At 36.0% G+C, this 13450-nt stretch carries 10 protein-coding genes; 8 read left to right on the top strand and 2 right to left on the bottom strand.

All coding sequences use genetic code 11. The features are described 5' to 3' along the window. Nucleotide 1 precedes the first annotated feature (1 nt). On the bottom strand, nt 2–577 hold the full coding sequence (locus tag M0051_RS07515; RefSeq protein WP_306740919.1) for a DUF2284 domain-containing protein: 576 nt from the start codon (nt 575–577) through the stop codon (nt 2–4). Between the two features lie 146 nt (nt 578–723). Here M0051_RS07515 and M0051_RS07510 point away from each other — a divergent pair, with 146 nt between their 5' ends. The 8 genes from M0051_RS07510 to M0051_RS07475 all read left to right on the top strand — a co-directional run bounded on the left by M0051_RS07510 (nt 724) and on the right by M0051_RS07475 (nt 12556). Beyond that, entirely contained in the window at nt 724–2505 is a 1782-nt protein-coding gene (locus M0051_RS07510; protein WP_306740918.1) for an SLC13 family permease, read from the top strand. A gap of 43 nt (nt 2506–2548) precedes the next feature. Further along, nucleotides 2549–3358 carry a 3'(2'),5'-bisphosphate nucleotidase CysQ gene (gene cysQ / locus M0051_RS07505; RefSeq protein ID WP_306740917.1) on the top strand — a complete coding sequence of 270 codons (810 nt, stop codon included), beginning with the start codon at nt 2549–2551 and terminating at the stop codon, nt 3356–3358. A gap of 45 nt (nt 3359–3403) precedes the next feature. After that, nucleotides 3404–6205 (top strand): S9 family peptidase, encoded by a 2802-nt coding sequence (locus M0051_RS07500; RefSeq protein WP_306740916.1) that lies wholly within the window; start codon nt 3404–3406, stop codon nt 6203–6205. Between the two features lie 172 nt (nt 6206–6377). Next, nucleotides 6378–6593, top strand: a complete 216-nt coding sequence (locus M0051_RS07495) for a hypothetical protein (RefSeq protein WP_306740915.1) — start codon at nt 6378–6380, stop codon at nt 6591–6593. A gap of 273 nt (nt 6594–6866) precedes the next feature. Further along, nucleotides 6867–7328 (top strand): Lrp/AsnC family transcriptional regulator, encoded by a 462-nt coding sequence (locus tag M0051_RS07490; RefSeq protein WP_306740914.1) that lies wholly within the window; start codon nt 6867–6869, stop codon nt 7326–7328. Between the two features lie 48 nt (nt 7329–7376). Continuing rightward, nucleotides 7377–10793: a PAS domain S-box protein gene (locus M0051_RS07485; protein WP_306740913.1), complete on the top strand. Its 3417-nt coding sequence runs from the start codon at nt 7377–7379 to the stop codon at nt 10791–10793. 72 nt (nt 10794–10865) lie between these two features. Further along, nucleotides 10866–11792 (top strand): hypothetical protein, encoded by a 927-nt coding sequence (locus M0051_RS07480; RefSeq protein ID WP_306740912.1) that lies wholly within the window; start codon nt 10866–10868, stop codon nt 11790–11792. 128 nt (nt 11793–11920) lie between these two features. After that, nucleotides 11921–12556, top strand: coding sequence for a 7-carboxy-7-deazaguanine synthase QueE (locus tag M0051_RS07475; protein ID WP_306740911.1), 636 nt, complete (start codon nt 11921–11923; stop codon nt 12554–12556). Nucleotides 12557–12653: 97 nt separating this feature from the next. Here M0051_RS07475 and M0051_RS07470 read toward each other — a convergent pair whose 3' ends face one another. Beyond that, entirely contained in the window at nt 12654–13403 is a 750-nt protein-coding gene (locus M0051_RS07470; RefSeq protein ID WP_306740910.1) for a hypothetical protein, read from the bottom strand. Between the last annotated feature and the right edge of the window lie 47 nt (nt 13404–13450).

Raw genomic sequence — 13450 nt, 5'->3', positions numbered from 1 at the left:
ATTATTTTTTTAAGATTGCTCCAACACTACTTACATATTCGGGAATGACATTTTCTGCTGACCATTTTAATTCATGTTGAAACAATTCAGCTAATATTTTTCCTACGTTAAATCCGAAAGCAACCAAATTATAGCGCATTTGTTCAGGGAAATAGCATGGTTTTCCCTTGATTATTGAACAGGTAGCACAAATTTCACAACTGTTGGCTGCTATCATTTTACCATCAATGGGTTCATTTATGCGTAAATAATTTTGTAGCTCTTCTTTGGTAAAATTATACGTTTCAAGTGAGCATTCTTCTTGAGGCAGAAAATCAAATTGTTTTGTTGAAGTAACGAATAAAAGCAATTGGACTTTTGAATAAGGTTTGGAGTAATCATCAAAATTTGGACAATTGGGCGGACAAGTCCATTTGCCATTATGGTTTGGGCAAGAACTTCTACAATGCGAATTGAACTCTTCTTTGTTCAGGAAATGTAATATTTCAGATTTTTGAATTTCCAATACCTTTCTTTCAATTTGGATTTTCCGATTTTTAAAATGCTTAACAATTGTATCTGTCTTTACCTCTATCATTGTAATATTCAATTTATCACAAAAGTATAATAATTGCTTTCATAAAAATAGCTTGTATAACATTTATGCAAAGGTGTGAGAAAGACATCCGTACCTGAAGGTATTTTTGTATATTCGTATCTTGAATTGTACCCAAAAATTTATCTATGCTCTCACTTGATGCGATCATTGTATTAATCGTATTGGTTTTTATTCTTATCTCCTTCTATAAAGAATGGATTGGTCCTGCCTTTACATTCTTAATAGGTGTGGTGATTTTAGGGATAAGTGGGATTTTAACACCATCAGAAATTCTTAGTGGTTTTGCCAACGATCAGGTTGTTGTAATTCTAATGTTATTACTTATTGGTGACATTATTAGAGATTTGGGGATTGTTGAAACTCTCTTTGATAAAGTGTTTCAACGGGCGAATGGCTACAAAGCATTTATGGCCCGAATGATGCTTTTGGTTGGTGGATTTTCGGCATTTTTAAACAATACACCTTTGGTTGCTGTAATGATGCCATATGTGCATTCCTGGAGCAAGCGAAACAATATTTCTCCATCAAAATTACTAATTCCTCTTTCGTATGCAGCCATTTTGGGTGGTTGTATAACTCTTATCGGAACATCAACAAATCTAATTGTAAACGGTATGGTGAAAGACCAAACCATTGTTACCGGTTTGGAATCCTTAAGCATGTTTAGTTTTGCTTATGTGGGTGTGCCAATGATGTTTATTGGGTCAGCTTATTTATTGTTTGTAAGTAAAAAATTACTTCCTGATAAGGAGGATATTTTAGGAGATTTTTCGGAAAATACCAGGAAATATATTGTAGAGGCACACGTTAAACCCAATTCCGATTTAATTGGGAAATCAATTGAAGAAGCCGATCTTAGAAACTTAAAAGGGCTTTATCTCTTCCAAATTAATAGAGGTGGAGTAAGAGTTGCAGCGGTTTCGCATGAATTTAGATTGGAAGAAGGAGATAGACTATTATTTGCTGGCGATACGGAAACCATTGCAGATTTGGTGCTGCCAAATTCTGGATTAACGCTTCCAACGGTAGGCATGCTTACCCATAAAAAGCATATCGAGGTTGTTGAAATTGTAATCTCTCACAATTCAACCCTGATTTCAAAAACGGTGAAAGAGGCTAACTTTAGAGGTCAATTTGATGCTGCGGTTATTGGAATCCACAGAAATGGAGGCAGGGTAAGTGGAAAAATAGGAGAAGTGAAGCTACGTGCTGGTGACGTATTGTTATTGCTTGGAGGTGATGATTTTGTGGAAAGAACGCATCGCATTCAAGATTTTTACTTTATCTCGAAAGTAAAAGAATTCAGAAAGCAAGAAGGATATAAAATTGGCTTATTGCTGGGAGGTACAGTAGTGGCAGTAATATTATCCGCTTTAAATATTGTACCACTCTTTATGACACTGATTGTAATGATCATTGTAATTTTGGGCTTGAAGATATCCAATCCTAAGGATATTGCCAGAATGGTAGATTTTAATTTGGCACTTATCATTTCCCTCTCACTGGCTTTTGGCACTGCCATGATAAAATCAGGATTGGCGGAGATTATTGCGGATTTATTGATATCCGTATTTCTTCCATTGGGTAAGGTGGGTGTTCTATTTGGAATTTACTTGATTACTTCTGTTTTGGCTGCTTACATTACCAATAAAGCAGCTGTGGCAATTGTTTTCCCTATTTCGTTAACAATGGCCTTAAGCTTGCATTTGGATCCCGAACCATTTGTACTAATTGTGGCTTTTGCGGCTGCAGCTAATTTTATGACACCTATTGGATATCAAACGAATATTATGGTCTACGGCCCAGGTGGGTATTCGTTTAAAGATTTCTTCAAAATAGGGTTCCCCCTAACAATCATTTACATGATTTTTACAGTTTTGATTCTATCATACATTTATTTTTATTAATAGATAAGCGCATAGAATAAAGTAATATTTCGACAATCTATTCATGAATTTTAGTAGAAGAAAAAAGCTTTTGGTTGATGCAATTTCGGCATCTTTATTGGCAGGAAAAGAAATTCTGGATGTGTACGAATCCGAAGATTTTCAGGTACAATTAAAATCGGATAATACACCTTTAACCATAGCTGATCAGAGGGCTCATAATGCCATTGTTTCTGTTATCGATAATTTGGGAATTCCTATTTTAAGCGAGGAAGGTGAACATTTGAATTATGAAGAGAGGCAGAAATGGGAACAATGCTGGATTGTTGATCCGCTTGATGGAACCAAAGAATTCATAAAACGAAATGATGAGTTCACGGTAAATATTGCACTGGTAGATAAAGAAACACCAGTTTCAGGTGTGATTTACGTTCCCGTATATGAGCAGCTGTATTTTGCCGATGTGGAATTAGGAGCTTATCGAATAGATAAAATAAGTGAATGGGATAAAGATTTAGATGCGTTGGTTCACAAAGCCGATAGACTACCTTTGAAGAATGAACGCAATGAAACGCTTATTGTTGGTTCCCGATCGCATATGAACGAAGAAACCAAACAGTTTATCGAGAAATGGAAGCAAGATAAAAACGAGGTGAAGCTGATTTCGAAAGGAAGTTCGCTGAAACTTTGCATGATTGCTGAAAATAAAGCAGATGTTTATCCTAGGTTTGGTCCGATAATGGAATGGGATACAGCTGCTGGTCATGCTATCGTTAAAGCTTCGGGAGGTAAAGTATTGCAGTACAATACCAATTTAGAATTAAAATATAACAAAAAGGACTTGATGAATCCGAGTTTTATTTGCACTCGCTAGATTCATTGGAAATTAACCTATAAATCAACCTACAACTAAGAAGAAATGAGAAATTTATTAAAAGCCGTATTGGTCTGTTTGCTTATGATTCAAGTAACAGCCTATGCGCAAAAAGTACCATTGAAGCATACTGATTATGATGGATGGAAAAATTTAAAGAATCAGAAGATTTCTGCCAATGGAGAATGGATAACCTATGAAGTAAATCCACAAAAGGGGGATGGATTTCTTTATCTGTACCAGGTAAAAACGAAAAAATTGGACTCAATAGCCAGAGGATTTCAGGCTGAATTTTCACCAAAATCAGAAATCTTAACTTTTAAAATTAAAGCTCAATATGACACAGTTCGTCAGGCCAAATTAGATAAAGTTGATAAGAAGGATATGCCAAAAGATTCTATTGGGATTTGGAATTTAAGCAATAAGGAATTGGTGAAATTACCGGAGTTAAAATCTTTCCAAATGCCAGAGGAAAAAGGGGAATGGATGGCTTACTATTTGGAAATGCCAAAGGAAGAAAAAGATAGTTTGGCAAAGGATTCGGTAGAAGTTAAAAAGCCTAAGAAAAAGAATGGGAAAGACAAGATTAAAAAGGGTAAGCTTGTTGTCAAGAACTTTGTAAATGGTAAGGAATTTAACTTTGAAGATGTAACCGATTATGCACTATCCATAAATGGAAATGCTGTAAATTTTATTCAGTCGGTTGGAGATAGCACACAAACTGCAATGGTTAAAACCTTTGATGGAAAAGCAGAGGAAATAAACCAGGTTTTCGAGAAAGTGGGAGAGGCAGATAAAGCGACCATTTCGGCGAACGGAGATCAGATTTCTTTTATTTTTACTGCCGATACAACTAAAAACAAATGTTACGAATTGTATTATGGCAATCTAGCTAGCAATAGCAAACGTATTGTTGATACTTTGTCTCGTGAAATTCAGGAGAATTGGACAGTAAGCAAAAATGGAAGAATTTCTTTCTCGAGAGATGGCGAGAAACTGTACTTTGGCGTTGCTCCAAAGCCAGAAAAAGAGGTGAAAGATAGCTTGTTGGATGAGGAAAAATACCATGTTGATGTATGGAACTGGAAAGATCCATTGTTGCAGCCACAACAAAAAGTGCAGGCCGAGAAAGAGAAAAAGCGAACTTGGATGGCTGTATATCACACTAAAAACAATAAACTGGTTCAGCTGGCAGATAAAGATATGCGTAGTGTTGAATTGTATGATCATGGAAACTCTGAATTGGCATTGGGTAATTCACCTCTTCCATATCAGCAATTAACTTCGTGGGACGATTGGTATTCCGATTATTATCTTGTAAATACCAGTACGGGTAAGAGAGAATTGATTCTGGAAAAGAAAAATTCAGATGTTCGTATTTCTCCAGCTCAGAAATATTTATTGTGGTACGAAACTCAAGATAGCATCTGGTATTCTTACCAGATTGAAAGCAAAAAAACAGTTGCTTTAACCAAAAAAATCAATGCGAATTTCTACAGCGAAACTCACGATACTCCAAACGATCCAAATCCATATGGAATAGTAGGGTGGACCAAAGGCGATAAGAATGTAATCATTCAAGACCGTTACGATTTTTGGATGATTGATCCGGCGGGGATGAAACCGGCAGTGAATTTGACTAATGGTTTTGGTCGCAGAAACAATATCTGTTTTGATTACGTGAAATTGGATGATGAGGAATTGTTTATTGATTTGAAAAAGCCAGTTCTTTTAAGTGCATTTCATGAGTTCAATAAAAAATCGGGCTATTATCAACTGAAAAGAGAGGATGATCCGAAACAAATTGTGTTCGAAGATGCCAAGTTATATGGTGTGGAAAAGGCAAAAACTGCTGAACAAATCATGTTCAAACGATCAACTTTCGTTGATTATCCAAACCTTTGGACCAGTAAATTGAATTTTTCGAATCAAACTAAAGTGTCTGATGCGAATCCACAGCAAAAGAATATCAACTGGGGTAATGTTGAATTGGTTGATTGGACATCAGGAGATGGGGAGAAATTACAAGGTTTATTGTACAAGCCAGAAGATTTCGATCCCAACAAAAAATACCCGATGTTAGTGTATTTCTACGAAAGAACATCTGATCGATTACACAATTATCATGTGCCACAGCCAAATTGGTCTATCATTAATCCAAGTTATTGTGTAAGCAATGGCTATCTTATTTTCATGCCAGATATCACTTATCACAAGGTTGGATATCCTGGAGAATCGGCTTATAGCTCAATTGTTACAGGAACATTGGCAATGATGGATCGTTATGATTTTATCGATAAAGAAAATGTTGCCTTGCAAGGACAAAGCTGGGGTGGATATCAAATTGCTTACCTGGTAACCAGAACCGATTTGTACAAATGTGCAATGGCGGGAGCTCCTGTAAGTAATATGACATCAGCATATGGTGGAATCCGTTGGGGGAGCGGTATGAGCCGTATGTTCCAGTACGAACGTACTCAAAGTAGAATTGGAGGAACGCTTTGGAACAGTACTTTGCAGTACATCGAAAATTCGCCGGTTTTCTTCGCGCCAAAAATTAAAACTCCGCTTTTAATTATGCACAACGATAACGATGGTGCGGTACCATGGTATCAGGGAATCGAGTTGTTTGTAGCAATGCGCCGTTTGCAAAAACCATGTTGGATGCTAACCTATAACAACGAGGAGCATAACTTAAGAAAACGTCCTAACCGAATGGACTTATCGATTAGAACCATGCAATTCTTCGATTATTATTTGAAGGGAAAACCTGCTCCGGTTTGGATGACTGATGGGATTCCTGCAGTTAAAAAAGGAAAAATGGATGGTTATGAATTAAAGAAATAGAACCTGAAATTAATATAGAAGGATGCGTCACAGTTTTGAGGCGCATTTTTTTATGCAGTGATTTTTTTTGGAAAAAAAGACAAGTTTTGGATTTTGGGGAAGTCAATTTTGAAAAAAAACGCCTTCCCCAAGTTGGGGAAAGCCCGTTTAAAAAAAAGAGACCTTCCCCAGCTTGGGGAAACTCGAACTGAAAAAAGAAAGGCTTCCCCAGTTTGGGAAAAGGAGAAAACGAAAAAAGAGAGCCCTTCCCAGCTTGGGGAAGCTCCAATTGAAAATAAAAAGCCTTCCCCAGCTTGGGGAAATGCAAAATGAAAAAAAAGAGTCCTTCCCCAGACTGGGGAAGTTTAAAATGGAAAAATATAGCCTTTCCCAAATTGGAAGTGCATAAAAAAACACCTTTATCCTGAGAGAATAAAGGTGTTTATATTAACCCTAATTGTTAGTTAAGTGTGTTGTGTTTGTTTAGCTATTAAATAGCTGACATTATATGAGTATTTGTTGTTGTTTCCAGTGTTATATACTGACAAAGTAAAGGTCTTTCCGATAAAAAACATAGTGTTTTTGTTCAAATGAGTAAAATTTACCGATATTGTGACACTTTATAGATAAAACTACTTTTACGTTTCCGCAAACGTTATAAATCAGAGTAAAAATTTCTTTTATGGATAAGCTTGATCAGACTGATAAAACCATTCTTAGAATATTGCAAACCGACTCAAAGAAAACAGCAAAAGAGATTGCTAGTATGTTGAATCTAACTCCTTCGCCAGTGTATGAAAGAATCAGAAGGTTGGAGAATCAGGGATTCATTAAAAAGTACGTGGCCATTCTCGATAAGAAAAGAATTGAACGAAGTGTAACAGCCATTTGTCAGGTTTCCATGCGCTATCATGATGAGACTTTTATTGATGAATTTGAGGAGCAAATTCAGGATTTAAAGGAAGTTCAGGAGTGTTACCACATGGCAGGTCAAGTCGATTTTATTTTAAAAATTCACGTAAAGAGTCTTGAAGAATATCACGAATTTGTTCGTTATAAACTGTCTAAAATAAAGAATATTGGTGTACTGAATAGTACATTTGTAATTAAAGAGATAAAGCATACTTCTGAATATTACATTTAATTTAATTTAATTTCAGAATTCTTTTGCCGATTAGATTAAATACTTGATGTGATTTTTATTAACTTAGTATGGATTGCGAATTTGGTATTTAATGTAAGATCAGGAATGACGGAAAGTTTTGAGAATATATCGCCGGATGAATTTGAAAAGCGACTGTTTGAGTATCAGGAACAGATAGAGCAATTGCAAAAGCAGATATCTGCTCTAGATTCTGAAAATACTTATTTGGCAAATGAGCTTAAAAATACCAGAACCAGCGACGAATACAATCTGCTTTTTAAATCTACAGGACAGGGTATAATTATTAGAGATGCGGATGGGAAAATAAGCTATGCAAATCCAGCAGCATCGAAAATATTGGGTCAACCTATTAAAGATTTACTTGGGATAGACAGCTTTGAACCCAGAATGAAGAATATTTTGCCCGATGGTACATTAATGGATGTAAATACCCATCCTGCAAAAGTAGCATTAGATACAAGAAAGGAAGTTTCAAATTCTACTTTAGGAGTGTTTAACCTTGAAAAGCAGGATTACATTTGGCTAAGTGTAACTGCAACGCCAATGTTGGACAAACAGACCGACAAACCCACAAAGGTTTTTACCATTTTTGAAGACATTACGGCTAAAATTGAAGCGGATCAACAGATAAAAAATGGAGAAGCAAAAGCCAAAGCACTACTTGAAACCATACCTGATTTAATCATTCGAGTTACACGTGATGGTAAGATCATTGACCTACACGAAAAACCCAATGGACTATTTGTATATCCTCAAGGCATGGATAATGTTAATATTAGGAATTTGTTTGACCAGGAATTGCGAGAAAAATTTTCGGATGCAATGGAAGAGGCTTTTGATTCAAGGCAAGTTCAAATATTTGATTATCGAAAAAATGTAGAGAATAAAGGTGTTTGTTTCTACGAATTTCGCCTAAGTTCGATTGGAGAAAAAGAAGTTACTGTAATTATTCGTGATGTAACAGAGCAAAAGCGTTCGCAGCGAAAAGTAATTGAAGCTACAAGAAGATTAACTACTTTAATTGGAAACCTCAAAGGTATGGCCTACCGCTGCCTGGCTGATGAATACTGGACAATGCTATTTGTTAGTGAGGGGGTAAATGAGCTTACTGGCTATACTGCAGAAGAACTAAATTACAATGCCAGTTTGGCTTTTAATGATATTATTCATCCCGATGATAGAGATTATGTAGCCCAGGAGGTTTTTACAGCAAGTGATAAGGATGAAAGATTTTCTATAGAATACAGAATTGTCACCAAATCAGGCAAGCAGAGGTGGGTGTTTGAGCAAGGTCTTACCATAAAAGACAGGATGGATAAACCACTTTTTATTGAAGGTTACATCACAGACATTACTGAAAGAAAGCATGCGGAACAGAAGCTTGCATTAAGTGAAAGTAAGTTTCGATTGCTATTCAATTCTCTAAACGAAGCGGTTTTTGTGTATCCTTGGAAAGGTGAGGATTTACAGAACTTTATTGAGGTGAATGATACTGCTGTTGATCGGTATGGATATACAAAAGAGGAGTTCAGAAATCTTAATCCAAAGGATATTGCTCGCAAAGGTGTACTAAACAAAGAGAAAGTTGACGAGATAAAAGAAATTATCGAAGAGTTGGGTAGTTTCTTTATGCGCACATGGCATCGTACGAAGGAAGGTGTAGAGTTTCCTGTTGAGTTGACGGCGAACTTAATCAACCTCAAAGGAGAAAAATACATTCAAACCGTGGTTCGAGACATTAGCAAACAGAAAAAAGCAGAAACTGAATTGGCCCGAAAAGCGAGGATTGAGAAACTACTCAGTAAAATATCTGCCGATTTGGTGAGTGCTCCAGTTGAGGATATTGATAGTGCGATTGATTCCGCATTAGAGAAAATTGCCAGACATACAAAGGCCGATAGGGCCTATATGTTTTTGGTAAGCAATAATCAAAAATACCTTGAAAGGACTCATGAGTGGTTTGCTAATGAGAAAGTCGCTCGATTTGATAATCCAAAACTAATGCTAAGTGAAGGGTTTTCTTGGTGGATTGAAAGGTTTAAGAAGCATAAAAGCGTTGTAGTGGATGATATTAAAAAACTACCAGCTCATGCTTTTGGCAATTTCGAATATGATCCAAGGAAAGTGGTGAAATCCCTTTTGGTATTTCCATTAATTACCCAAGAAAATATACTTGGTTGTGTTGTTTTTGATGCCGTAACTAATTTTAAAAAATGGAATAAGACCGATGTGATTCACATCAAAACTTTTACAGATATGTTGGCTGGTGTTCTCAGCCGAAAGCGATATGAACAGGAACTGATTTTTGCAAAAGAAAAGGCGGAAGAGAGTGATCAGCTAAAATCAACATTTTTGGCGTCCATGTCTCATGAGTTAAGAACACCTTTAAATGCAATAATTGGCTTTAGTACATTGTTAAAGCCAGAATCACCACCCGGTAAAATAGAAAAGTGGAATGGTATTGTGAAAGCAAGTGGAAAGCATCTGTTAAGAATTATTGAATCCATTTTCGAAGTTTCGTTACTGCAAGCCAAGGAGGTGAAATTAAATGTTAATCAGTTCTCGTTGCTCGAAATGTTTAATACTATCCAGCAGTATGTAAAAGCTGAGGTAAAAAAGTATAATAAAAAAGAAGTAGAAACCAACTTTAAATCCTGCAGCGAATGCGATATTTTCATCACTTCAGACAGGACCAAAGTAATGCAGTTGATAACTAATCTTTTAAATAATGCCATCAAGTACACAGATGCAGGACAAATTGATTACGGATGCAAAATTCATGATAATAATATTGTATTCTTTGTTTCGGATACTGGGATTGGTATTTCTAACGAGCATAAAGAAGTGATATTTGATATTTTCCGCCAGGTGGAAGAGCCGTATTGGGGATTGCAGTCTGGTGTTGGTCTTGGTTTGGCAATTTGTAAAGAGATAGCAAATTTGCTGGATGGCGAACTTTGGCTGGAATCTGAAAAAGGCAAGGGATCGTGTTTCTATTTCAAATTAAATGATGTAGTAACTATACCTGATTCTAAGGAATGTGAAATGCTAAGCTCTATACAAACACCGAATTTGAAGGGGAAAAGTATTTTGATAGTTGAGGATGTTGAGATAAATTACGATTTACTGGAAGAGATTTTAATGCCTACTAATGCAAATGTATTCTGGGCAAAGAATGGTGTTTCTGCTGTGGACATGGTGCAATCACATCCAGAAATTGATTTGGTCTTAATGGATGTTAAAATACCTCATTTGGATGGCTATCATGCTACTAAAAAGATATTGGAACAAAAACCAAGCTTGCCAATTATTGCACAAACGGCATATGCATTAAAAGGAGATAGGCAGAAAGCTATAGATTCAGGTTGTGTTGCATATATTACAAAGCCTATCGATAGAATTAAGTTGTTTGAGTTGTTGCAAAGCCATATAGCCGATAATTAGTGGACTTATTCTAAATATTTTTAATATTCATTTAAATTTCACAGATTTGTTTCTCACTAAAAACAATATATTGTGAAACACTATACCTACACATTAAGCCTGTTAGTTATTCTACTAATCTCTTGTCGTCACTCTTCTCAAGTAAATAAGGAGGAATTCATCAGTAGTGAACGAGAAAATTACAACTTGGTAAAATACGATCCAATTTTAATTTCGGACCAATTGCCAAATCAGGTGGATGAACAATCGGGAATGATTTGGCACAACGATTTGATTTGGGTAAATAATGATAGTGGAGGAGCTGCCACTTTATATGCTTACAATAAAAATGGAGAGTTAAAACAGCAACTGAATATCGAGGGGATTTCGAATCAGGATTGGGAGGCATTGGCTGAAGACCAGAAGTATTTTTACATTGGTGAATTTGGAAATAACAATGGAACTCGCAAGGATCTAAAACTTTTCAGGGTAGACAAATCTGAAATTGATGATAGAGCAGAGGTAAGTGTTTCAGCTGATGTGATTAGTTTTGCATGGGCTGACCAAAGGGAGTTCAAGCGTAAAAAGCACAATCATAATTTTGATTGTGAAGCTTTCTTATCCTATGGAGATTCTCTGTATTTCTTTACTAAAAATTGGAAAAATCAGAAAACCAGAATGTATGTGATGGAAAAATCTGTAAAGCATCACGATTTGAGTCCAAAAGCTGAATTTGATACCGATTTTATGGTTACGGGAGCGGATATTAGTCAGGATGGTAAGATTGTAGCTTTGATAGGCTATAAAAACTATAGGACCTACATGATTCTTTATTTCAACTTTATCGATTCTGACTTCTTTGGAGGAGAACATGTTCGATTGGATTTGAGTTCGTTGGGAGGAGCTCAAACAGAAGGTGTTGTTTTTACTGATACCAATGAATTGCTTATTAATACAGAAGCAACCAAGCAGGCACAAGCTGTATATAAAATTGAATGGAAGAAATGGATTAAGAACTAACCTTTGGGTTGATGTATCAAATAATCTCTTGCTTTGATTTTGAATTCCTTAAAAAGCTTCTAATTTTGTAGCCCAATTTGCTAAACAACCACAGTTTTAAGATTGTTTTATAAGAAAGGAAGAAGGTTTTGAAAGATAAATACAAAGAAATATTCGACAAAGGAACAGATTTGCCTCTGGTTGAGGATTTCTATACCATCCAAGGTGAGGGGTATCATACTGGTAAGCCTGCATATTTTATTCGAATTGGTGGTTGTGATATTGGATGTCGTTGGTGTGATAGTAAAATCTCATGGAATCCTGCCGAGCATAGACTAATTTCAGTTGAAGAGGTGGTAAGAAAAGCCGTTGAATCTCCTGCTAAATCGGTAGTTGTAACTGGTGGAGAACCATCTTTATATAACTTGGAGCCTTTATGCACGGAACTGAAGAAACACAATATTGAGAATTTCCTTGAAACTTCAGGGGCATACGAAATTAGTGGAGAATGGGATTGGATTTGTTTATCGCCAAAGAGAAATAAATTGCCGGTACCATCGTCTTATCAAAAGGCTAATGAGCTTAAAGTCATTATTTACGATTTGGAAAAAGATTTCGAATGGGCAGAAGAGTTGGCTAAAAATGTAGGTGATGATTGCTTATTGTATCTACAGTCCGAATGGAGTCAGTATGTTCACAATGTGAAACCAATAGTTGAGTACGTGAAGAATAATCCGAGATGGAATATTTCTTTACAGTCTCATAAGTTTATGAGAATACCATAAAGGATATATAGAAGAACAAGAAAGAAGGGCATTCAAAATTTTGAATGCCCTTCTTTGTCCTAAGCTAATCAATTAAATAATTGGAAGAATATTGCGATTAAAATGATACTCCAAACACTAAAAATAGATTTTCGGCCATTGGGTTAGCAATAACGGAAGCTGAAAGTGGAAGTGAAAACTTTTCTGTAATTGCTACTTCCTTTGATGCTGTAAATCCTAAGTTTACAAAGCCAGCTGTATCCCCGTAAAAACCGGATTCTCCTTCGTCCTCATCTGCATCGAAAGTAGTGAGACCCGCAAATAAGTCAATATTAACATCTTTATAGATAAAGCTATGTCCTAGTTCAATGTATAAGGAATATTGCTGATCACCATTTACATCTTGATCTGCTCCCCAAAAGTTCATTGCTGCCATAATGCTAATGGGAAAGCTTTTGGTGCCATTAAAGACAATACTTCCTTCAAGAATATGACCTGTTGATTCTTTTTTGAAATCGAAATAAGAGTTGTTTGCTGCAATTTGATCATTTGGGAAGAAATAATCGGTAAGGCTTACAGTAAATAAATTGTCTGCAAAACGATACGAAATGTACATGTCTGCTTCTGCTCCGTCATTATCACCGTTGAAGGAATACGACCCCCATGCGCCAATTGCAAATGCTCCCTTACTGTATTCAATTCCTGGTTGAATTACAGGACCAGTTGAAAATTGAGTACCTCTCCAAATGTATCTGCTCATAAGGTCAGCCCCCAAGGAAATTTCACCTTTTTTATTTTGAGCGAATAAGGAGCTTGTGCTTATAGTAACTCCAATAAGTAATGTAATTAACTTTTTAGTTCTCATCATAATAATGGGTTTTAGATTAATAATTAAGGTAAATAGTAATATCTCGA

This window comes from Marinifilum sp. D714 (genome assembly GCF_030851345.1).
GTDB lineage: Bacteria > Bacteroidota > Bacteroidia > Bacteroidales > Marinifilaceae > Marinifilum.
This window is presented reverse-complemented; position numbering and strand designations above follow the sequence as displayed.